Raw genomic sequence first — 23,677 nt, 5'->3', positions numbered from 1 at the left:
TTTTTTGTGTCAACTTTAATGATGCCCTTCTTTGGCATGGTTAAGCGTATGTTTGGGAATATAAACGGTCAGATTTTCATCAGCGACAATACATTGGCACGACAGACGAGAGTTGGGTTCTAGCCCCCATGCACGGTCAAGTAGGTCGGCTTCAATGTCGTCCATTTCTTCAAGGCTGTCAAAACCTTGACGAATGACAACATGGCAAGTGGTACACGCCTTTGAGCAGTCGCAAGCGTGTTCAATGTTAATGCCTTGTTCGTGCAAGCCTTCTAGCAGGTTTTCGCCTGCGTTTAGCTCAACGGTTGCCCCTTCTGGGCAGATTTCGTGGTGGGGAAGTACGGTGATTGTTACCATAGTTGTTTCACTTATTATTTAACATGGGTGGGTTAAGCAATTATTGCCAATCGCTCGCCTTAGTGCCAGCAAGTGCCTGTTTGACATTTTGGTTCATGATGATGGACGCAAAATTATCCGACAAGGGTTTTAATTCACTCACCGCCTTATCCAGCACCGCTTTGTCATTGGTGGCAATGGCAGAGCTAACGGCGGTCATTTTGTCGCTTAGGCTTGCTTTGGCGGTATCATCAAGCAATTCGCCAAATTCCACAAGTGCTGATTGTAATGCCAAAAGTTCTCGTTCGGCTTCTACTTGCGTTTCAATCAGCATGCGTTTTTCTTTGTCAGCCTTAGCGTGGATAAAGCCTGCTTTTAATAGCTCTTCTTGCTGTCGTTCGCTCAGTCCATAACTTGGCACGACATCAATTTTACTGGCAACTTTGGTGGTTTGCTCCATGGCTGAGACAGTCAGCTGTCCATTGGCATCAATCGCAAAAGTAACTTCCACCCTTGCCACGCCTGCCTTCATCGGTGGAATGCCCGTCAAGGTAAAATTGGCAAGCGTGCGACAATCCGCCACCGTCTCTCGCTCGCCTTGCACCACATGAATCACCATGCCCGTTTGACCGTCCGTATGGGTGGTAAAGGTCTGACGGCGAGCCACAGGAATGGGGGTGTTGCGTGGGATAATGACTTCACACAGTCCGCCCATCGTCTCCAAGCCCAATGACAAGGGTGTAACATCAAGTAGGAGTAGATTATTATCATCTTTATGAATCAACTGATGAGCCAAACGACTTGCCCCCAATGCCACCACTTCATCAGGGTTGATGGAGCAAAGGGGCTGTTTGTCAAAAAAGGCTTGCACCGCTTGCTTGATGATTGGCATACGGGTTGAACCACCAACCAGCACCACTTCATCAATGGCGGTTTTGTCAAGGCGTGCGTCCATCAACACTTGCTCACAAATTTGCACCGTTCGGCGAATGACAGGCTCACAAATCTGGGTCAAGGTTTCACTTGTCAAAATCGTGGTAAAGGGCGTTCCGTTAATTTCCACATCTACGGACACCGCTTGGCGTTCGGAAAGTTTTTGTTTATAACTTTTGGCAAGTTTGGCAAGGGTTGCTTTTTGGGCATTGTCCACCGTTTTTGGGTCAATCCCTGCCGATTTGATAAAAAAGTTAGCAATCAAACGGTCAATGTCATCACCGCCCAATGCCGAATTTCCGCCTGTGGCAAGCACTTCAAACACGCCATCTTTTAGGCTAAGGAGCGAGACATCAAAAGTCCCCCCGCCCAAATCATAAATCAAATAAGTACCCGTTTTGGCGGATTTGTCCAGCCCATAGGCAATGGCGGCGGCGGTTGGCTCGTTTAAGAGTCGCAAGACTTCTAGCCCAATGCTGGTCGCAGAATCTTTGGTGGCTTGGCGTTGAGCCTCGTCAAAATACGCAGGCACAGTAATCACCGCCCCTTGTATGCTGTTGGGCGGTAGGCTGGCTTTGGCGTGGTTGTAGAGCTTGGCAAGAATGTGAGCCGAAGTCTCTACGGGGGATTTTTCGCCCTGTGCCGTTACAAAAGCAGGCATCATGCCGTCCGTCCCAACCAACTGATAAGGGTGGCTAAATTTGATGTCAGCAAGCGACCGCCCCATAAAGCGTTTGGCGGAAATGATGGTGTTGGTGGGGTCGTTATAATCCAAAGCGAGCTTACCCACCACAGGCGTGTCTGATTTTTCGCCATAATAGACCACGCTTGGCAAAAGTGGTGTATCGCCAAAAGGCAACACATCAGCTCGCCCAGACCGCACCACGCCCACCAATGAATGAGTCGTCCCCAAATCAATGCCTAAGGCATAGCGGTGTTGGTGGGGTTTGGCGGATTGGTTGGGTTCGCTGATTTGAAGTAGGGACATGGCAATATTTTTTAATCTTTTAAAATGGGCTAAAATTTTAACATATTTTTAACAAACTATGCTGATGAATTTTAAAAATACCGCAATCGTAAGGTGCGTACCACGCACCCTTTAAGACTTGGGCTTTTTATGGTGCGTCATAGACACCTTTGCATAATTTGGTTCTTATTGGTTAAAATTTTTGGCGGTTTGGGTTTTTAATAAAATAAATAAAACTAAATATTAAGTACTATTTTTTAAAATGGTACAACATAAAAAATCAAATCTACAATGGCGTATGATACATTTGATGATCTGTTGTATTTTTAAATTGTATGATAAAAATCACACATATAACTCATCATCGTCATTGGTTGTAAGTGTTATAAGTTGATTTAATTTTTCAACACAATCTTGATGTAAATTGGTCAAAAATTTAAGTTTTTGAGCGTGTATTTGGGCATTTTGCCAATCTTGATTTTGATAGCTCTCATTAAATGTTTTGGCGGTACTTAATAATAACTGACTGACTTGTCCGCCAATGTCTTTAATTTGTTCATCATCTTTATCAAAATCTGCGTCTTCTAATGCCATACGATATTCCATCATTTGCATTAAAAAACCTTCATCACTAATGGATTTATCCGAATCAAAACCAATATTGGCAAGTTCGAGCAAATATACCGCACGACTGTCATAACGAGATAAAATTTGATAAGCATGATTGATTAAAGCAGTATTTTGCTCGGCTTTGAGTTTATCATCGGCATTATCGGGGTGATGCTGTTTTTGTAATTGCAAAAAGGTGTTTTTTAAGGCTGTTTGGTCAATGTCAAACGCCACAGGCATGCCAAATAAGTCAAAAAAATGATTGGTTAATTGAGCCATGATTTACACCGTAAAGGATTCGCCACAACCACACTCGCCTGTTTGGTTGGGATTGGTAAATTTAAAACCAGAGTTTAGCCCTTCGGTCACGTAGTCCATTTGCAAGCCATTTAAATACACCAAACTTTTGGGGTCGCAAAACACGCTCACACCGTCATTGTCAAATCGCTCATCGGTGTCATTGGGCTCGTCCACAAATTCAAGCACATAGGCAAGACCTGAGCACCCTGCCGTGCGTACGCCGACACGAATGCCTACGCCCGAACCACGATTTGCCAAAAAATCTTTGACATGGGTAATTGCTTGCTCTGTCAGAGTAATCATAGCGACACCTTGATTAACGAGAATAAATGATTGTAAAATCTAATTTGGAATATTGCTGATTTGACAATACTCCAAATCATGATTTACGATTTTGGGTTAATTTAAAAATTATTTTTGGTAACAATTTCATCATAAGTGCCATCAGCCTTCATTTCGGCAAGGGCATTATTGATTTTACTAAGTAATTGGGGATTGCCTTTGTTGATGGCAATAGCAACGCTGTCATTAAAACTAATTTCTGGACCTTTAATGGTAAAGTCCTTGCCCACTTCGGTTTTTATCCAAGTGTTGGCAGCTGATCTATCTACCACAGTAGCTGCCGCTCGACCTGCTGCTAAATCCAAAAAGGAATTGGTTAGCGTGTCTTGGAGCAGCAATTTGGCATCGGGATGGTTTTCTTCCATCCATGTAACGGCGATGGTGCCACGTTGAGCCAAGATGGTATTGTTATTGATGTCATCTGGATTGGTAGGGTCAAAATTGCTGTCTTTTTTTGCGACAAATACCAAAGGATTGGAGTAATATGGCTCACTAAAATCCACTTGTTCTTGGCGTTCTGGCGTGATGGATAGTGCATCGATAATCGCATCGTACTTACCTGTTTTTAGGGCAGGGATAATACCATCCCAATCTTGGGCACTGATTTCGCATTTGACTTGCATTTTATCGCAAATAGCATTGGCAATATCCACATCAAACCCCCCCAAAGAGCCATCTTCATTGGTGTAGTTGTAGGGAGGAAAAGCCCCTTCGGTAGCAAAACGTAGCACAGTCATCGGCACATCTGTTTTGGCCACTTCTGTGTTTTGGGCGGTGCTTGTTTTATCGTTCCCACAGGCACTTAGCAGTACCATACTCATCAATACAGCAGCGGTACGCTTATTAAATAACCGATGAATAATCATTTGCTATCCTCCCTTGTGTGACGTGAATGTTTAATTAATGCTTAAAAGTCATTTAATTTTGTTAATGCAATAGGAAATGGGACGTTATCATTGACTGCATGAATAAGCCTCATCTTATTGATTAGGCAGTCGCTTTGGATTGATAATCATCAATCGCTGCCTTAATTGCATCTTCGGCAAGCACTGAGCAATGCACCTTGACAGGAGGCAATGCCAATTCTTTGGCGATGTCTAGGTTTTTAATGGCACGGGCTTCGTCTAGGGTTTTGCCTTTTAGCCATTCGGTAACCAGCGAGCTTGACGCAATTGCTGAGCCACAGCCATAGGTTTTGAATTTGGCGTCTTCAATGATGCCATCATCGCCCACTTGGATTTGCAAACGCATCACATCGCCACAGGCAGGAGCACCCACCATGCCTGTGCCAACATTTTTGGCGTTTTTGTCTAGGTTGCCCACGTTGCGGGGGTTTTCGTAATGGTCAATGACCTTGTCTGAGTATGCCATAATGGTCTCCGAGTTGCTAATATTGCTTGGCAATATTTGGCTGATAAGTTAGTAGGGTTATTGACCCCATTTTTGTTTGATTTTATCAAGTTCGCCTGTTTGTCTAAGCGTGGCAAGTCCGTCATTGATTTGTTGTATCAAAGCAGGATTTTTGGCAACACCAAAAACAAGCTGTGAATTTTTTGGGTCGTCCGAATTGGGTAGCTCTTGCACCACAAAACGGTAATTTTGTAGCATAGGTTCGTGCTTGATATAATAACGCAGTGCCGTGCAATCGCCCATGGCTAGATTTGCCTGATTGTCGCCAACCATTTTTAGGGCGGTTTGTTGGGTTGGAGCTTCGACAAATTGGCTGGGTTTGATACCTGCTTCTAGTAGGTTGTTGGCAATCTCGCCTTCAAACACCACCGCCATAGAACGACTTTGCCAGTTATTTAGGTAGGCTGGGTTGGTTGTTGCCATGCAGTCAAGCGATTGCATATAGCTGTCGCTTGGCGTGGCGAGCTTGTCATCAACATCAACGACCGCCATGCCGTTTAGGGCAAGTTTGGCATTGTGTTTAGTCATGTCATCAAAGAGCGTATCCCATATGCTAGGTACAAAACGCACATCAAAGCCTTGATTTTTGGCAATGGCAGTCAAAATGTCCACTTCTAAACCAACAACATCTCCGCTCTCGTCCTTATAAATATAAGGCACATAATCCAAATCAGACACCACATCATAGGTCAAAGTAGGGGCTTGGGTTGGGGCGTGCGTGGCACACCCTGCCAAAATACCTGCCAACAATGCGGTCAATGCCAAATGTTTCATATCATTTCCCTATTAGTGTTCTTGCCATTCAACCTTACTAAAATCAATGCCTTCTTTAAACATATCCCAAAGGGGCGACAGTTCACGAAGTTTGTTTACCGCATCAGTGATTTGAGCAAGCACACGGTCAATGTCTTCATCGGTGGTATAGCGACCGATACTAAAACGAATGGACGAGTGAGCCAGCTCATCGGGGCGACCAATCGCACGCAAGACATAAGAAGGCTCTAAGGTTGCTGAAGTACAAGCAGAGCCAGACGATACCGCTAAGTCTTTGAGCGACATCATGAGACTTTCGCCCTCGATGAAGTTAAAGCTCACATTCAAGATATTGGGGATGCCTTGCTCCAAGCTACCGTTAAGATAAATTTCTTCAATGCCTTGTAGACCATTCCACAGCTTGTCACGCAGACGAGTGATGTGGGCGTGGTCTTCCTCAAAACGCTGTACTGACAAAGCAAAGGCTTCGCCCATACCCACGATTTGGTGCGTAGCAAGCGTACCAGAACGCATGCCTCGTTCGTGTCCGCCACCGTGCTGCTCAGCTTTGATACGCACACGAGGCTTACGGCGAACAAACAACGCACCGATACCCTTAGGACCATAGATTTTGTGAGCAGAAAAACTCATCAAATCAACTTTAAGTTCTTCTAGGTTGATTTTGATTTTACCAACGGCTTGAGCAGCGTCCACATGGAACAACACGCCTTTTTCACGGGTGATTTCACCAATTTTGGCGATGTCAGTTACTGTGCCAAGCTCATTATTGACCGCCATCAGACTGACCAAAATGGTGTCGGGGCGAATCGCCTCTGCTACTTGCTCAGGGGTGATGATGCCTGTGGCGTGTTGTGGTTCTAGGTAAGTTACTTCGTAGCCTTCTTCTTCTAGCTGACGGCAAGTGTCAAGAATGGCTTTATGTTCAATCTTGGAAGTGATGATGTGCTTGCCTTTTTCGTGGTAAAAATGTGCCACGCCCTTTAAAGCAAGGTTATCGGACTCGGTCGCACCACTGGTGAATACGATTTCACGGCTATCCGCCCCGACCGTTTCGGCAATTTGCAAGCGGGCATTTTCTACCGCCTCTTCGGCTTGCCAACCAAAACCATGCGAACGACTGGCAGGGTTACCAAAAACCCCATCAAAGGTCATGTAGTTTACCATCTTATCAGCAACTTCTTTGGCGACAGGGGTGGTGGCGGCGTAATCTAGATAAATGAGGGAACTTTGGCTCATGCTTGTCTTCCTAAGAAATTAACGGTGTTAATGTGTGAGGGTTTGTCTTGGGTTTTTTGTGCTTGACGCTCAGTAATGCTCAGGGTGTTCTTACTATTTAGCAGATCATCAAGCGTGATATTGCTAAGGTAGGACTCAATATGATGAGATAATCCATGCCATAAATCGTGGGTAAGGCACATCGCTCCGTCTTGGCAATCGCCTTTACCGCCGCATTGCATGGCGTTGAGGCTTTCGTCAACGGCTGTGATGATGTGCATAACACTAATCTCATCTAAGGGCTTGGCAAGCTGGTATCCACCTGACGCACCGCGAACGCTGTTCACAATACCTTTTCTGCGGAGTTTGGCAAAAAGCTGCTCAAGATAAGAGACGGAGATGGACTGACGCCTTGCGATGTCTGATAATGACACAGCTCCTTGATGGCGACTCTCTTGTACAGCCAAATCCACAAGGGCGGTTACTGCGTAGCGTCCACGAGTAGTTAATCGCATAATAATACTTCCAAATTGCCTAGCCTAGTAGGATAGGCATGGGTAAATGTGTGAGGTGTATTATACAAATTCTTAGTTGGGTAGTCAAGTTTGTTTTTAATCAAACGGGCTTAATTTTAAATTTAAAAAATTTTATCACGGTTTTTGATGGGGGCAAAAGGAGGGTTGGATTGTGTGTTGCATGGGTTGTTATGCCTAACCCACCGCACTTTAAGTCGCTCTAAGGCGGTGGTTTTGGCATGAACAAGGTGTTTTTTTGAGGCGTTTGTGATTATATAAAATGCATGATGACAGCAACCAATGCAATGACAGAGGCAACCACCAGTGCAATCAGTGTGGTTTTTTGTTTGTTTTTGGTTTCAATAAGAGCAGTGCTTAGTCTGTGGTTGTGTAGAGTGAGCTCGTCGATGCGAGCGGATTGTTCGGTGATTTTTGCTTTGTAATTTTCTTGCTTTTGGGCTTTTTCTTCTGGGGTGGGTGCTGGTTTGGATTTGAATTTTTTGAGCAAATTATGGATAACGCCACCTACGCCCAGTTGAGTTAAAAATGCCTTAAAGTCGTGTGCATCTTCTTGACTACCACGAATTTGTAGGGATTCAACGCTACCAGAACTATGGGTGGTTATGGCGTTAATGAGCTGAAAACTGTATGCGTTCACAGTCATGTCGGGCGTATCTTTGTGAGTGGGTAAGCGGTCATCAAGCAGTACACCACGATAGCCAAAGGTGGCATAAAACTGCACATGAGGCAAATAGGTGCGAATGCAAACCACCGTACCTCGTGTGGCAAGTGGATAGGCAAGCTGACGCAAGGTAGGATCAAAACGCAAAATGAGCGTAATGGCAGATTCCAAAAATACCAGTAAAATATTCAAAATACCACGAGAGACGCTACCATCTGCTTCTTTGGTGTGGTAGCTAGGCTGTGGTTCGGTGGGTTTATTTGTGAATTTGGTTTGGTCAGTCATTCTTGTGCTACATGTAAAAATAATGCTAATGATAAGGTTTTGGGCGAAAAAAGTAAACCATCTGAATGTCATATCAGGTAATTTTTGGTATAAAAAAGTGATTTTATCAGGATTTTTGTTAAAAAATAAAAATATTTTGCCAAACCCTCTTGTAAAATCGGTGCTACCTCTATAAAATGCATGACAAATAAGCGATTGCTTAGAATTTGCATTTTGGGTTTACCTGTGTAAATTCACTCCCCTTTATCAACCACATGAGGATAAATCATGAATAAATCAGAATTAGTTGATGCCGTAGCCAGTCAAGCAGGTCTTACCAAAGACCAAGCAACCAAAGCTATTAACGCCTTTACATCTAGCGTTCAAGATGCCCTAGTACGTGGCGATGATGTGGTTTTGGTGGGTTTTGGTACATTTAGTGTTAAAGAGCGTTCTGCTCGCACTGGTCGCAACCCAAAAACTGGCGAGCCTCTACTTATCGCTGCCAGCAAAGTTCCAGGCTTTAAAGCGGGTAAGGGTCTAAAAGATGCCGTAAATCCTGCTGACACCAAAAAAGGTAAAAAATAATTTACCAACGATACCCAAGTGGACTTACGCAAAAAAGACATGCCAATCAGCGTGTCTTTTTTGTTTTTAGAAAATTAATATGAAATTACGTTGGCTAGAATTTATCAAATTGAGCTTGGCATAGCTTGATGAATTCTGTGCCAAATTTACGAATGTCGCTGTCATCACGCACGGCAATCCAGCTGGTAAATTTACCAAAATAAGAAATGGGAATGGCAACCAGTTCAGGATAGCTTTTTGGGTCATACGCCATCTGAGCGACAATCCCCACGCCAAGCCCTGCTGATACATAGGTACTAATCACATCGGAGTCAAGGGCGGCTAGCACGATGTTGGGTTGTAGCCCTGCATTTTCAAAGGTTTTGTCGATACTGCCACGCCCTGTGAAGCCACCATGATAAGTAACAATAGGGAAACTGGCTAGGTTGGGCAAATCCACACCATCAACCACGCCTGCAAACTGAGCAAGTTCATGATTTTTTGGGACGATGACAACGTGCGACCAGTCGTAGTAGCGATGACAGCGTAGCACGTTGTTGGCAAGCAGGCTTTCGGTGGCAATACCAATATCTGCTTGTCCACGAATAACCATTTGGGCGATGGTCTCAGGGTCAGCTTGCCTTAACACAAGATTAACTTTGGGGAATTTTTGTAAAAATTCTTTGACGATGGCAGGTAGCACATAGCGTGCTTGGGTGTGTGTGGTGGCGACCGTCAGCGTGCCTTCTTGGGCGTTATTAAAATCAAGACTGAGATTTTCGATGGTGCGAATCTCGGCAAAAATCGCCTCAATGTGTGGAAGTAAGGATTTACCAATGGGGGTAAGCCCTGTGAGGCGTTTACCCTGTCTGGTAAAGACATCGGTTTTTAGCTGATGCTCTAAGGCGGATATTTGCTTGGATAGACTGGATTGGCTGGTGTGCAGAAGCTCAGCGGCTTGGCTTAGGTTGTAGCCGTTTACCACAGTATGCCACACGGTTTCTAGTTGTTTTAGTTGAATTTGTAGGTGTTTTTGGTTAATGACCACATCGATTGCCATGACGCATCCTTATTTTTGCCATGCAAAATAAAAAAAGTGTCGTCATTATAAGACTTGAAATAAAAAAATAAAATATCCAAAAAGAAAAACAAAATGCCAATGTGGAATATTTGATTAGTCACTTTGTGCCAGTGTCTGCTCAATGGTTGTCAAAATAAATTGCTCAACGTCATGTTCGCTATAACCGACCTTTGCTTGGATTTGGGTAAGTAGGGAGCGTGGCAGATGTAGAGTGAAGGATTTTTGTTGATTGTCAAAAAGCAGAGAGTTTAGGCTGATGACCGCCCATGTTTGCCCAGCAAATTTGGGATTGGTTAGGTAGGTGTTAATGTGCTTGGGGTCTGGCAGAGGTTGATTGGTGTCTGCAAGATGTTGTAGGTGGTTTATGAGGGTAGCACGAGCCTTATCAATGGTGTCGGCTATACTGTTGCCTGTGATATGAATTTGGGGAATGTCAGGTGTCTGAGCGTGGAAGGTGTTGTTTTCTTGTCTGATGGCAACATTAAAGAGTTTCATGCTAAGTAAACCTTTAAAATAAACTTTCCTATTCTTGCATAAATGATGTATTTTTAGCAAGAAATTATGATGGATAATCGGTAAAAGGTATATTTTTTGGTCCAAATGGTAAGAATTGGGCGTGCTACTTTAATCAAAAAAATACATTTTGGGAATTTTTGTGTGATTTTTATAAATATCGCTTTATAAATGACTAAAATTGTCCTAAAATGGTACTTTTTCGTTTTTAATGTATTTATCATGACGCAACAGTCCGCCATCACCGCCTTTAAAAGTGCTTATCTTAACAAAACCGCCCTCATCATGCTACTTTTGGGATTCTCGGCAGGATTGCCTTATTTGCTTGTGTTTTCTAGTTTGGGGATTTGGCTAAGAGAAGCTGGGATTGATAGAAGTACGGTAACGATGTTTGGCTGGGCGGGACTGGCTTATTCGTTTAAATTTCTGTGGGCTCCGCTGGCAGATAGCTTAACTATCCCTGTGTTACATCGCTACTTGGGGCAGCGTCGCAGTTGGCTGTTTGTGGTGCAGATGATGATAATGCTCGCCATGATGTTGATGGCGTTTACCAGTCCCATCAAGGAAGTGCAGTCATCGCTTGAACTGATGGCAGCCTTTGCGGTGCTATTGGCGTTCTCGTCCGCCACGCAGGATATTGTGATTGATGCGTATCGCATTGAAATCGCCCCAAAATCCACTCAAACAGCACTATCTGCCCTGTATGTGTTTGGTTATCGTTTGGGGCTTATCATGGCAGGGGCAGGGGCGTTGTATTTGGCGACTTATTTTGGTTCATCAGATGAAATGTATCATTATGAGGCATGGCAAAAAACGTATTTGGTAATGGCACTTCTCATGGGCGTGGGCGTATTAACGACATTATCGGCTGATGAACCAAATACCACGCCACACTCCCTCAAAAAACAAACCATTAATAATAAAATCATGGGAATATACGCCCTGATTGCTTTTATCCCTTTGTCTATTTATGGCGTGTGGTATTTGTTCAATGAAATTGACAAACGTATTTTAAAATTAGAGGGCAATCCATTTGCCATACCAGAATTTATCGCTACCATCATGAGCCAATATGGTATGATAATGCTTCTAATCATGCCGATTGCTTTTGTGTTTTTATTAGTCAATCAGCCAAAAATTAACACTCATCTGGATAATCAAAATAAACCAAATAACACCCATAAAGACGGACTGGAAAATATCAAGTTATTTATGATGTTTTTTATTTGTGTGTTGGTATTTATTTTTGGTTATAATATTTTTGGTAATATTATTATTGGCGAGCATAAACACGGTCATCTATTGTCATTTTTGTTGGAGAGTGTGCGTTTTATTGCCAGTATCTCTTTATCAAGCGTAGTGGCTTATGGACTGATTAGATTTAAGATTATCCCCAAAGAAATCGCCCTTAAAAATTGGGTCATGCCGATATTGGACTTTTTTAAAACTTATGGCAAAAAAGCGGGTTTGATTTTAGCTTTGATTGGTTTTTATCGCATTTCAGATATTGTGGCAGGTAATATCGCCAATATCTTTTATCAGGATTTGGGGTATACCAAAGTACAGATTGCTGATGCCAGTAAACTTGTGGGGCTGACCATGAGTATTTTTGGGGCGTTTTTGGGTGGGTTTTTGGCTCAAAAAATGAATATTATCAAGGCGATGATGATAGGGGCGATATTGGCATCAAGTACCAATTTATTGTTTGTATTATTAAATAATAACCCAAGCGATGCCATGCTTTATTTTGCGGTCATTTGTGATAATCTGGCCTCAGGGCTTGCCAGTGCGGTGTTTGTGGCATTTTTATCGGTACTGACCTCCATTCGCTTTACAGCAGTGCAATACGCGTTATTTTCATCACTCATGACATTATCTCCTAAGATATTAGGTGGGTACTCTGGCTCGATTGTAGATGCTTATGGGTATTCGCAATTTTTTATCATGACATTTATGATGGGATTGCCAATATTATATTTGGTGTATTTGGTGGGCAAGCACATTCGTTTGGGCGATGAGACTTTAAAATTTAAAGAAGAATAATTTTAATGAAAAGTATAAAATCCTTAAAATCCGAGTTTCGCCGAATTAGCCATGATAATTTGCCATATCATTGGTTAGAATCTGTGTTGTTATTTATCCTAAATAAAAACAAATCATTTTTAATCACAGATGAGGATTATGTACTAAGCGATGAAGAGTGGCAAAGATTTTCTGACGGATTAAATAAATTGCATTTAGGCATACCGCCTGCTTATATTATTGGTAAGCAAGGGTTTTTTGGGCATGAGTTTGTTGTTAATGAACATACTCTCATTCCCAGAGCGGATACCGAGATTTTGGTGGAGATGGTATTGGCATTTACCAATGAGCGTCAATTAGATGGTGGTAAGATTTTGGATTTGGGGACAGGCTCTGGTTGTATTGCTATTAGTCTTGCAAAAGCGTTACCGCATTTTAACGTGACGGCGGTGGATTATTCGACACAAGCCTTAGAGGTTGCCAAACAAAATGCCAATTTATTAGGTGTGAATAATTGCTGTTTTGTGCATTCTAATTGGTATGATGATATTTTTGATAAATTTGATGTGATTGTCTCAAATCCGCCCTACATTGCCAAAAATGATGAACATTTAATCCATCTAAACGCAGAACCCATGACGGCGTTGGTGGCAGATAATGATGGTCTGTCGGATATTGAATGCATTATTAATGGCGGCAAACATCATTTAAATCATCAAGGATTGCTGGCGATAGAGCATGGTCATCTTCAAGGCGGTGCGGTGCAAACCCTATTTATAAAGGCTGGATTTACGCAGGTTAAAACCATCAAAGATTATGGCGGTAATGATAGGGCGACATTGGGCGTATTTTTGGGTATTTAGGGTGTATCCTGCTTTTATAATACAGTAAATATAAAAGTTTTTACGCCCTAATTTCTATGTAGGTTTGTATGTTATGAAAAAATCCCCCATAAAATTTGCAAAAAAAACCCTAAATGCAGGCGTTAATGTACTAGGTCGCCTACACAAAAGTGCTAGTGTGGCTACTCTTTCTGCGTTGCGTGTTGCCAAAGGCGAAAAGATGGACGCATATTTGCTAAAAGAGGCTTTTATGCAGATGGGTGTTACTTACATTAAGCTGGGGCAATTTATCGCTAGCACACCCACGCTTTTTCCAAGAGAGTACGTTTTGGCATTTGCTGATTGTTTGGATTCGACTCCGCCTGTGCCATTTTCTCAGATATGTGAGGTATTATCGGAGGAGCTATCTGGGTTAACGGGCAAATCCTTAGAGGAAATATTTGAGGTTATTGACCCTGCGCCGCTGGCATCGGCGAGTATCGCTCAGGTACATCGAGCCACCTTAAAGGACGGTCGGCAGGTAGCCCTAAAAGTACAAAAAAGCCACGTCCAAACCATCATGCAGACGGATTTGGGGGTGTTGCACAGCGTGTTTTGGACAATGGAACGTCTGATGCCTGCGGTAAGAGCTGCAAGTCTTTCCCCCATCGTTGATGAGATTCGCACACGCATGGCGGCGGAAACGGATTTTTTGGCGGAAGCACGACACATTGATAAATTTCATGAATTTTTATCCAGTGCAGGTCTGGGTCATATTACCGCCCCCACAGTGCATCACAAACTATCCACGAAGCGTGTGCTGGTCATGGATTTGCTGATGGGAGAGTCTTTGGTTGATGATAAATTGTCTGAGATGACCGCACGTCATCACACTACGCCTCAAAAATTGATGTCAGATGTGCTAGATGCGTGGTTTTTATCACTCATGAAAACAGGCGAATTTCATGCAGATTTACACGCAGGTAATCTCTTATATTTGTATGATGGTCGAATTGCGTTTTTGGATTTTGGGTTGGTGGGGCAGATTAAACCTGCCAGCTTGCAGGCGTGTTTTTCTTGGGTACATGCCTTGCAGACAGGGGATTATCAAGGCATGGCACGAGCAATGGTGGATATTGGCATGACGCATACGCTCGATGATGGTCAAATTACACGTCTTGCCGATGACCTTGAACGCATGATTGATAAGACAACCCATGACGGACATGAGCCTGAGCATTTGAGTGTGTTCATGCTTGAAATGACGCAGATTGGTAAGCGTTATGGCATTCATTTTCCAAGAGATTTTGCCTTACTGACCAAACAGCTTTTGTATTTTGACCGCTTTATGGTAACGCTCGCCCCTGATATGGAGCTTTTTGAGGGGGAGCGTTTGCAAATAGTGCAAGCGGAACATTGATTGTGGTTTTTGTGGATTTTTGTTGTTCATAAAATAAGGCGTACCCTAAATTTTTTGGTAGATTTTTGCCATTAAAGCACGGAGCAGGGCGTATTCTTTTTGGTCAAGTTGTAGGCGTGATGAGAGGCGAGATAATCGCTTGGGTAGGTCTTTTAGATTGTCATCGTGAGCAAGATTTAGCTTGGTCAGCATTGTAATGATGGCATCATCTAGCTGTGTTTTTTGGGCGTGAGTGATGGCAGGTTCGTCCCAGTCGATACGATAATGAATATCAAGATGGTGCTTGATGTTGTGTTGATTATAGTCATTTTTTGTGCGTATTGGGCTGTGATGAGTGTCAAAATAAGCATAAATCGTGCTTGCGATGACTTGCACGCTACTTGCAACATTGAGTACGGGGTAGGTGGGATTGGCAGGGATTTGGACATGATAATCCGCCATTGCCAGTTCATCATTAGTAAGTCCTCTATCTTCTCGACCAAACACCAGTGCGATGGTGGCATCAGGATTTTTGTTTAAAAAATCATGTACCAATACCGCACAGTCATGGGGGGTTATGACGGGTTTGGGTAGGTGGCGAGAGCGAGCCGATGCCATAAAAATCAGCGAATGTGGTGCTAATGCGGTTTCGATGGTGGGTGCAATGGTGGTGTGATTTAATACCGAATCTCCCCCTGCGGCATTGGCATAACTGCTGTCATCAATGGGTAAGCGTGGAGAAACCACCGTCAGATGACTAAGTCCCATCGTGTGCATGGCACGAGCTGTCGAACCGATATTGGCAGGCAAGGTGGTATTTACCATGATGGTATGGATGCGGTCTAGTAGTGTGTTTGTCATGAGTGATGTCATCTGATGATTAAATTTTCGCCAAAGGTTTGTTTTAGTTGATTTAGGTTGCCATCTGATGGATAAATGCGAAAACGGTCGTTTACCATGACTTGACATAGCCCGCATTCATCATACAGATATAGATAAGTGGGCAGACAGCCATCAGGGGCATTACCGCTGGTATCAATGATGGCATTGCCATCTTCGGTGGTGGTTTCGTTTTTGATGAAATTGGCGATTTCGTCAGGGTTGGGCGTGCAGTTTTCTTTTAATGCTCCAATCAATACATCAAGTCGCTTGGTATCATGACTGTGTAGTTTGATGTGTAAACCAGTAAGGTATTTTAGGCGACATTCGATGAGGTTGCGACCACCTTGTAGGCGTGCAAAAATACGCCCGTCATTTTCGCTGACGCTGACACGAGCGATGAGAATCATGCCGTTGAGGTTGGTGATTTGCTCCCAGTCTTTTTTATCGACTTTGGCAAGGGATTGGGAGTTTAGTTTTTTGGGGTTGAAGTTTTTATCTGTTTTGGTGATGTGGGCGTATTTTTGGGTAAGCTCGGCATTTAGGCTGATATTGCCCTCCAATAAAGACTGTAATTTAAAGTACTTATCGGTATAACAGCTAATCTCCGTACGACAGCTACCATCATCGAGTGTGATGGCGATGCGATTGCCGAAATTGGCGACATCAACCACCACGCCTGCTACTGTGGCAAATTTACCATAGCCTGTCTCGCTCATGTCGCTTAGGCTTTTGACGTTGGTGTAGTGAGATAATTCATCACGATAAGCGTCCATAGGATGCCCTGTAAGATAAAGCCCTAGCGTGTCTTTTTCGCCACGTAGACGTGTTTGGTCTCCCCAGATGATGTCAGGTAAAGGTGGTGCAACTGACAAGCCCTCATCAACTTCGGCAAATAAATCAAATGTGCCAGCCTCGCTGTTTTGGCGATTTTGGTGAGCAACCTCCATCGCCTGTGGAAGCTGTTCCCACAGACCGCCACGAATTTCATACGAACGATTTTTTCCGTGCACATCGGTCAATTCTGGACGAAGCACACTTGCCAAATCATCAAAGCACCCTGCGTTGATGAGGGCTTCTAAGGCACGCTTACCGACTTTTTTGGTGTCAACACGATTACAAAAGTCGTACAGGTCTTTAAAGGGGCTTTCGTTTCTGGCTCTGACAATGCTTGCTACGGCATCCTCGCCCACACCTTTGACAGCACCTAGCCCATAAATGATGGTCTTGGGGTCTTTTGCCACAAAATGAAATTGGCTGTGATTGACAGAAGGGGGCAGTACTTCTAGTTGGAAGTTGTCTTTGCAGTCGCTGATTAGAAAAACCACCGTGTCTGTATCGTCCATCTCGGAGGTCAGTACCGCCGCCATAAATTCAGCAGGATAATAGTGCTTTAAATAGGCGGTCTGGTAGGCAAGCACGCCATAGGCAGCCGAGTGAGATTTGTTAAAGCCATAGCCTGCAAATTTTTCCACCAGCTCAAAAATCTTAATGGCAAGCTCGCCGTCAACGCCCAGATTGATTGCTCCTTTTTCAAAGACGGAGCGTTGAGCAGCCATTTCCTCAGGTTTTTTCTTGCCCATCGCTCGTCTTAGCATGTCTGCACCACCTAGTGTATAGCCTGCAAGAGTTTGGGCGATTTGCATGACTTGTTCTTGATAGACGATGACCCCATAGGTGGGTTCTAAGGCGGATTTTAGCCATTCATGTTGGTACTGGGGGTCAGGATAGGCGACCTCTTGAATGCCATGTTTGCGGTCAATAAAATCCGACACCATGCCTGTTTCCAAAGGACCAGGTCGATACAAGGCACACATCGCAATCACGTCCTCGATGTTGGAGGGTTTGAGCTGTCTTAGATATTTTTTCATGCCCATACTTTCAAGCTGGAACACGGCAGTGGTGTTACCATTTTGTAGTACATGTGTATATACGTCCATGTCATCGAGTGGCAAGGTGTCCAAATCAATGGGGGGTTTACCCTCTTTGGCAAGGCGTGCATCAATGTTATTGATGGCGGATTTGATGACGGTGAGGTTGCGAAGTCCCAAAAAGTCAAACTTAACCAGCCCCACCGCTTCCACGTCGTCTTTATCATATTGGCTAACAAAATGCCCCTCATCATCGCAGTATACCGCACTAAAATCGCTAATGCGGTTGGGGGCGATGAGTACGCCTCCTGCGTGTTTGCCGACGTTACGTGTGATGCCTTCTAGTTTTTCTGCCATTTCCCAAATCTCAACTGCCTGTTCGTGGTCTTGGGCGTCAGGGTTGGTGAGTAGGTCTTTTAGAAGTGGCTCTTCTTCGATGGCTTCTGATAAAGATATGCTGGGTGTTTTGGGAATAAGCTTGGATATTTTGTCAGCAAGTCCATAGGATTTGCCTTGTACGCGTGCCACATCTCGTACCACCGCTCTGGCTGCCATCGTACCAAAGGTAATGATTTGTGAAACCGCCATACGTCCATAGGTGTCCGCCACGTACTGTATCACACGGTCTCGCCCCTCGATACAAAAATCTACGTCAAAGTCAGGCATACTGACACGTTCAGGGTTTAAAAACCGTTCAAAGAGTAAATCGTATCGCAGTGGGTCAAGGTCGGTAATGTTTAGGCTGTATGCCACCAAAGAGCCTGCTCCTGAGCCACGACCAGGTCCGACAGGCACACCGTTTTCTTTTGCCCAGCGAATAAAGTCCATCACGATGAGAAAATAACCTGGAAAACCCATTTTCAAAATGATACCTAGCTCAAATTCAAGGCGGTCATCATAAGGCTTTCGCACATCTGTCCATGTTTCATCTCGTTCTTGGGGTGGGTAGAGCTTGTCTAATCGTCTGTCTAGGCCGTCCTTAGCAGTTTTGCGGAAAAACTCCTCTTCGGTCATGCCCTCTGGAATGGGAAAGGCGGGCAGGAAGTTTTTGCCAAGCGTGAGGGTAACATTACAGCGAGAGGCAAGCAGGCGGGTGTTTTCTATCGCCTGAGGGAGGTCAGCAAATAACTGCTCCATTTCTTGTTGGGTTTTAAAATATTGCAACTCGCTATAAATGCGTGGGCGTGTATTATCAGCTAGGACATATCCACCAGCGATACAGACACGTGCTTCGTGAGCCTCAAAATCACTACTGGTTGCGTCCTCTTTTCCTTGTATTTTTGGGGTGGCATTCATGAAGCGGACATCATTATGGGCAATGATGGGCACTTCCCATTTCGCTCCTGCGACAATCATGTCTTTGTTGAAATCATCATCATCGATGTGGGTGCGTTTAATGGCTAAATAGAGGCGGTCGCCAAAGGCTTCTTTCCATGTGCCAATGGTATTCATGCCGCCGTGTAGGGCGGAGGTAATCTCCGAGCGATGGGTTAAGATGGCGATGATGTCTGCATTTTTGGTGGGGTCAAACAGCTCGCTTTTTAGGACGATGGGTGTAGAGATGGTTACTTTGCCGTCAGCCCCCATAGGGCGGTTGGTGTAACTGTCTGAGACGAGGCGTAGGATATTTTGGTAGCCGTTGTTGTTCATGGCATAGAGAATAACGCTAAATCGCTCATGTTCGGCACTGGCATTAAACTCATCACCTATAATGACTTCTGTGCCAAGCAAGGGCTTAATACCAGCCCCAAGACAGGCTTTATAAAATTTTACTAAGGCAAAAGTATTAAAATCTGCAATTCCCAAAGCAGTCTGACCATCAGCTGCCGCTGCTTTGACCAATTCTTTGATTTTTACAATAGAATCTAAAATGGCGTATTCAGTATGTACGCCCAAATGCACAAATGCCATAAGTTTCTCTACACGGTTTGGTATTTATAACATAATAAAAATCAATGGGTTATAAATTTTTATTAAGGATTTTTAGTTGTCTTATGAGTATTTGGTATTATAACATGGAAAATTTGTGAAAATCACGGTAAAATTTAGGGTTATCAAATTTTGTATGTATTTGTTCATTATTTATGTTTTTTATCATTCAGTCCAATAGCACCGACCATCTCGTCAATCATCTGGTTGATTTTTATAAAACCAACAGTAAGCAGTCAGACCTTGCACGTGTGGTGTTTGAGCCGTTTACGGTGATTGTGCCATCGATGGTGCTAGGGGATTGGCTTTCTCGGACGGTGGCGACAAAAGTTGGTATTAGCACGTTATTTACCACGCAGTTTTGGGGGAAGTATCAATGGGAGATGATGAGAGCGGTATTACAGTTAGATGGGCGGGCATATCCTGATGAGGCGATGGCGGTGCCTGAGGTGGCGATGTTATCAGCTTCTATCATGCGGTGGCGGATTTTTGGGTTTATCACAGATAGTTTTTATAAAAACCCTCATGAGTTATTACACAATGAAAGCCACCCACTGCATTTTTTGGTCAGTGTATTGCATGATGAAGAAAAGCATGAGGAATTTGGGGGGTTGTCAGAACAGCGACTGTGGCAAGTGTGTGATGAGCTGTCGAAAATCTATGTGCGTTATCTAACCCATCGCCCCAAGTGGCTTTTGGCATGGACAAAAGATACGCCCCTAACCCCAAGCGTTGAGGAAATGATGACCCAAAAGGCGATGTTGGAACAAAAAATGGGGGGGCTTACTCATGATGAGGAGATGGATTGGCTAAAAGAATATTATGTGCAACTGGAAGCGGCTTTGCGGTTTTTGTGGCATGAATTATTTAAAGAAACTTATCAATATCGTTTGGACTTAGAAGAGCGGTTTTGGCAAGTACTGCAAGGCAGGCGAGATAATGGGGGCGACCTTTCAAAACAAGCTTTAAACGTACTGCCAAAATCATTGCACTTATTTACCATTCAGCAAATCCCTAAGGCGGAGTTGGATTTTTTAAAAGAGCTGTCGCAGTATCTAGATGTGGTGTTGTTGCATTTTAACCAATCCATGATGTTTTGGGCGGACATCGTTGATGCTAGGTGGCTATCCAAAATCAATATCATCCATCCGCAGATTGCCTATCTTAGGGATTATGGTCATGGGTTGTTGTCTCGTCTGGGTAAGGAATCTCGTGATACGTTTGCCATGCTTGCTGAAATGTCAGGCGGGGCAGATGATGGGCGGTATCAGATAATATGGCAAGATGACTTTGAGGTGCTAGACAACCAAACAACCTTGCTAAATGGTCTAAAATCCGATATTTTGATGCTAAATAAAGAGGGAGGCATTGGCAAAAGAGTGGGCGAGCAACTGGTGGGGGCGTTGCTTGATAGTAAGGCACTGACCCAAAAACACCGCCCAAAAATCCCGCTTGTGATGGATAATATGGGTAGTATCTCTATTCATGCTTGCCATAGTCTGACATGCCAGTTGGAGGTGGCGAGGCTGATGATTGCCAAGTATCTCAATGACGACCCCAGTCGTACTCTTGCTGATGTGGTGGTGCTACTTCCTGACATTGCCAGTAGTGAAGATGTGATTCGCTCCGTATTTCCAAAAGGCGTGGGGATTGATGGACTGCATTTACCCATTAAAATCACAGGCGTGCCTGACAAAAGTATCGAGGAGCTGATTTTTGCCATCTCTGGTTTTTACACACTTCTTGGAGAACCGACCAGTCGTTTTTATGCTGATGAAGTGTATGAATGGTTGCTAACACCTGCTTTGTATGAGAGTTTTGGGCTGACATTTGATGAGATGAGGCGTGGCGTTGCTTTGCTTGTGCAGGCGGGCTTTAAACGTGGTTTTGATGAAATACATTTATCCAAGACATTGCATAAAGACGATAGCGATTATCGATACACGTTTAGTTATGCCCTAGACCGTTTGGTTTTGGGATTGCTTGCTCCTAGCAATACCGCCAGTCGTGCTTTATATCCATTTGTATGGCGTGAGGGCGTGTTTAAAGAAGCGACACTACCGCTGATGGGTGTTACGCTAGCGGATACGTCTGTGATTGAGGCTTTGACCGCCATTCATCAAGGGCTATCACAAAACCGTTTGATGTTTACCAAAATAGACAGTGTCGAAAATCTACTTTCATGCATCGAAAACGACGTGATTAATCATTATTTTATTCGTATGCATGAGAGTGTTGCCATGCGTGCAATTTTTAATGCCAAAAACAGCATGATGGCAAGTCTTAGAGCAAATAAATACTATCATTATCATGTAGGCGATAGCCAAAAATCTAAAACCGCCTACATTAGTCATGCCGATGTTTGCCTGTCGATGAAATTTGTATTAGAGAGCTTGATGGAGGTGGTAAGGTCGCAAACCATCAGTGCCGAGCCATCTGATGTGATTACTTTTGCACGTTTTGGGGCGGTTAGAAGCATTCCTTTTGGGCTGACGATTATGCTGGACATGAACCTATCATCATTTCCACGTCAAGATAGGGCGGTACGCATGGATTTGATGAGGGCGGGCGTGAGACAATTAGGCGACCGTTATCATGAAGATGATGATAAAGGAGCATTTTTAGATGCGCTATTGTGTACCCGTGAGCAATGTTTGATTTTTTATCAAGGCATGAGTGCAGATGGCGAAAACAGGCTTTTGCCTGCGTCGGTAGTTAGTGAGTTGATTGAATTTTTAAAGACAGAAGCGTACTGGGACGATAAAAATCTTGCAGACTGGCAAAATGACAATGATCAGGAAAATGCCACAAGTCTCGTTAAGGAAATCATGCCACAATTAATTGAAGATTATCTTATCACTTATCACGCTCCCACATTTTTTGATGAGACGCTTTATTATCAAAACGATGAAATTCATCATCAATTTGATGATCTAAAAGGGCAATTATTATCTCATTTTAAGCATAAAATTACGCTATTAAAAAATGAGCAAAGAAAATCCCTGCCACCACCACCCATATGGCAAAAAGTTAGAGGGGTTTTAGATAGCAATAAAAATACCACAAGTAAATCATTGCCCGATAATTTTATGAGTGAAAAAGACATTTATGAATTGTCTGGTTTGCTCAATCAATCCTTAAAATGCCAAACAGAGGATAGCTTGATAAATCACATAAATCATATTTGTGATAAATATCAAATCATACTACCAAAAACCATGCACGTCAATGAGTTGATGTCTGGACTTAAAAATTTTGCCAAAACTTATTTAAAAGATAAAGTTAAAATTAGCAAAGACATAAATGCTGATGAAATCAATGAGCCGCTTTATTTAAATAAATTAAGCGAGTACCAGATTAATGATTTGTTGATTAAGATGGCTGAACTTGATTTAATATGCTTGACAGATGATGATTCTTTGAATGAATTGTTAGACAAGGAAAGGGTGGCAAGAGACAATAAAATCAAGCATGTTGCCAATCAAATAAAAACCCTCTATTATGGGGATTTGTTGCCAGCTGGGTATCCTAGGCTATCTACACCAGATGAGCTGTTCTTTGGGCTTCATGATAAGTTAAAATCGTTTGTTCAAGAAATTGAATGTCTTAAAAATGATAATAAGTTAAAATGCTATTTGGATAAATGTGATGGATATTTTTCACAAACAAAGGAGAGGCATATTGTTTTATCTGATACAATTTCTATTGTGGATAATGTGCCAGATGGAGGTATTTGGTTTAACATATTGCCAAATCGTGCCAAAGCAGATAATTTATTTAAATTTTTTGTAAGGCATTTGTTGTGGCAAATCAGTGATAAGAGTGATAAGTTTAGTCTGTGGAGATTTCATAAGAGCAATAATAATGGAATTTTTAAAGATGTTCATTTATTTGCCTTGTATGGCATTGGTACATTGACGGCAAAAGCTTATATATTTAATCTTATGATTTTATTAAATATTGCTAAAAATACACCGATTATTATGACGCATCGTGATGGATTTGATTATGAAGTCCAAAAAAACAACGAAGGATTTCAATTATCGCCCAAGATATTTAGTGGGTGGATAGATGGTTATCATCAAAGTTTGATTTATGAAGATAATAGTCAGCATAGAATATGGCAAAAAATATTACAGGGTTCAAATCCTTATCACGCATTAGTGCGGTATTTGCCTATTGCTAGCGTGATGTATGAGCCAATGAAAGATTATTTGGACGCCATTAAAGTAGATAATCAATAAGGAA

The 23,677-nt window shown here is 43.1% G+C and carries 19 protein-coding genes; 5 read left to right on the top strand and 14 right to left on the bottom strand.

Features of this window, described 5'->3' with window-relative positions; genetic code table 11:
• Positions 1-15: 15 nt before the first annotated feature.
• The 10 genes from fdx to Q4B79_RS02780 form a co-directional block, all read right to left on the bottom strand.
• On the bottom strand, positions 16-357 hold the full coding sequence (gene fdx / locus Q4B79_RS02825; protein ID WP_303084911.1) for an ISC system 2Fe-2S type ferredoxin: 342 nt from the start codon (positions 355-357) through the stop codon (positions 16-18).
• A gap of 40 nt (positions 358-397) precedes the next feature.
• Positions 398-2,257 carry a Fe-S protein assembly chaperone HscA gene (gene hscA, locus Q4B79_RS02820; RefSeq protein WP_303084910.1) on the bottom strand — a complete coding sequence of 620 codons (1,860 nt, stop codon included), beginning with the start codon at positions 2,255-2,257 and terminating at the stop codon, positions 398-400.
• Positions 2,258-2,581: 324 nt separating this feature from the next.
• Positions 2,582-3,124, bottom strand: a complete 543-nt coding sequence (gene hscB / locus Q4B79_RS02815) for a Fe-S protein assembly co-chaperone HscB (protein ID WP_303084909.1) — start codon at positions 3,122-3,124, stop codon at positions 2,582-2,584.
• Between the two features lie 3 nt (positions 3,125-3,127).
• Positions 3,128-3,448, bottom strand: coding sequence for an iron-sulfur cluster assembly protein IscA (gene iscA, locus Q4B79_RS02810; RefSeq protein WP_303084908.1), 321 nt, complete (start codon positions 3,446-3,448; stop codon positions 3,128-3,130).
• Positions 3,449-3,549: 101 nt separating this feature from the next.
• Positions 3,550-4,353 (bottom strand): transporter substrate-binding domain-containing protein, encoded by an 804-nt coding sequence (locus Q4B79_RS02805; protein WP_303084907.1) that lies wholly within the window; start codon positions 4,351-4,353, stop codon positions 3,550-3,552.
• Positions 4,354-4,474: 121 nt separating this feature from the next.
• Positions 4,475-4,858, bottom strand: coding sequence for a Fe-S cluster assembly scaffold IscU (gene iscU / locus Q4B79_RS02800; protein WP_303084906.1), 384 nt, complete (start codon positions 4,856-4,858; stop codon positions 4,475-4,477).
• A 57-nt stretch (positions 4,859-4,915) separates the two neighbouring features.
• Positions 4,916-5,671 carry a transporter substrate-binding domain-containing protein gene (locus tag Q4B79_RS02795; RefSeq protein ID WP_303084905.1) on the bottom strand — a complete coding sequence of 252 codons (756 nt, stop codon included), beginning with the start codon at positions 5,669-5,671 and terminating at the stop codon, positions 4,916-4,918.
• Positions 5,672-5,683: 12 nt separating this feature from the next.
• The gene (locus Q4B79_RS02790) at positions 5,684-6,907 is read right to left on the bottom strand and encodes an IscS subfamily cysteine desulfurase (RefSeq protein WP_303084904.1); all 1,224 of its coding nucleotides are present in this window, start codon (positions 6,905-6,907) and stop codon (positions 5,684-5,686) included.
• Positions 6,904-7,401, bottom strand: coding sequence for an Rrf2 family transcriptional regulator (locus tag Q4B79_RS02785; protein WP_303084903.1), 498 nt, complete (start codon positions 7,399-7,401; stop codon positions 6,904-6,906). The genes Q4B79_RS02790 and Q4B79_RS02785 overlap by 4 nt, the downstream gene beginning before the upstream one ends.
• A gap of 271 nt (positions 7,402-7,672) precedes the next feature.
• Positions 7,673-8,368: a hypothetical protein gene (locus Q4B79_RS02780; RefSeq protein ID WP_303084902.1), complete on the bottom strand. Its 696-nt coding sequence runs from the start codon at positions 8,366-8,368 to the stop codon at positions 7,673-7,675.
• Between the two features lie 267 nt (positions 8,369-8,635).
• On the opposite strand from Q4B79_RS02780, the gene Q4B79_RS02775 reads away from it, so the two are divergent.
• On the top strand, positions 8,636-8,935 hold the full coding sequence (locus Q4B79_RS02775; RefSeq protein WP_303084901.1) for an HU family DNA-binding protein: 300 nt from the start codon (positions 8,636-8,638) through the stop codon (positions 8,933-8,935).
• A gap of 94 nt (positions 8,936-9,029) precedes the next feature.
• Here Q4B79_RS02775 and Q4B79_RS02770 read toward each other — a convergent pair whose 3' ends face one another.
• Together Q4B79_RS02770 and Q4B79_RS02765 are read right to left on the bottom strand one after the other, a co-directional pair.
• Complete coding sequence (locus Q4B79_RS02770; protein ID WP_303084900.1) at positions 9,030-9,974, bottom strand: LysR substrate-binding domain-containing protein; 945 nt, start codon at positions 9,972-9,974, stop codon at positions 9,030-9,032.
• 114 nt (positions 9,975-10,088) lie between these two features.
• Entirely contained in the window at positions 10,089-10,490 is a 402-nt protein-coding gene (locus Q4B79_RS02765) for a type II toxin-antitoxin system HicB family antitoxin (RefSeq protein WP_303084899.1), read from the bottom strand.
• A 240-nt stretch (positions 10,491-10,730) separates the two neighbouring features.
• On the opposite strand from Q4B79_RS02765, the gene Q4B79_RS02760 reads away from it, so the two are divergent.
• The 3 genes from Q4B79_RS02760 to Q4B79_RS02750 all read left to right on the top strand — a co-directional run bounded on the left by Q4B79_RS02760 (position 10,731) and on the right by Q4B79_RS02750 (position 14,771).
• Entirely contained in the window at positions 10,731-12,551 is a 1,821-nt protein-coding gene (locus Q4B79_RS02760; RefSeq protein ID WP_303084898.1) for an MFS transporter, read from the top strand.
• A gap of 5 nt (positions 12,552-12,556) precedes the next feature.
• Entirely contained in the window at positions 12,557-13,393 is an 837-nt protein-coding gene (prmC, locus tag Q4B79_RS02755) for a peptide chain release factor N(5)-glutamine methyltransferase (protein WP_303084897.1), read from the top strand.
• Positions 13,394-13,466: 73 nt separating this feature from the next.
• Positions 13,467-14,771 (top strand): AarF/ABC1/UbiB kinase family protein, encoded by a 1,305-nt coding sequence (locus Q4B79_RS02750; protein ID WP_303084896.1) that lies wholly within the window; start codon positions 13,467-13,469, stop codon positions 14,769-14,771.
• Positions 14,772-14,816: 45 nt separating this feature from the next.
• Here the strand turns inward: Q4B79_RS02750 and Q4B79_RS02745 are convergent, their stop codons facing one another.
• Positions 14,817-15,623, bottom strand: coding sequence for an RNA methyltransferase (locus Q4B79_RS02745; RefSeq protein WP_303084895.1), 807 nt, complete (start codon positions 15,621-15,623; stop codon positions 14,817-14,819).
• Positions 15,620-19,411 carry a DNA polymerase III subunit alpha gene (dnaE, locus tag Q4B79_RS02740; protein WP_303084894.1) on the bottom strand — a complete coding sequence of 1,264 codons (3,792 nt, stop codon included), beginning with the start codon at positions 19,409-19,411 and terminating at the stop codon, positions 15,620-15,622. The genes Q4B79_RS02745 and dnaE overlap by 4 nt, the downstream gene beginning before the upstream one ends.
• A 173-nt stretch (positions 19,412-19,584) precedes the next feature.
• Between dnaE and Q4B79_RS02735 the strand changes: the two genes are divergently transcribed.
• A complete protein-coding gene (locus Q4B79_RS02735; protein ID WP_303084893.1) occupies positions 19,585-23,673 on the top strand; it encodes an exodeoxyribonuclease V subunit gamma in 4,089 nt (1,362 codons plus the stop codon).
• The last annotated feature ends 4 nt before the right edge of the window (positions 23,674-23,677 follow it).

Source organism: Moraxella sp. (genome assembly GCF_030525845.1).
GTDB lineage: Bacteria > Pseudomonadota > Gammaproteobacteria > Pseudomonadales > Moraxellaceae > Moraxella.
The sequence above is the reverse complement of the archived record's forward strand: the minus strand, read 5'-3'. Positions and strand labels throughout refer to the sequence as shown.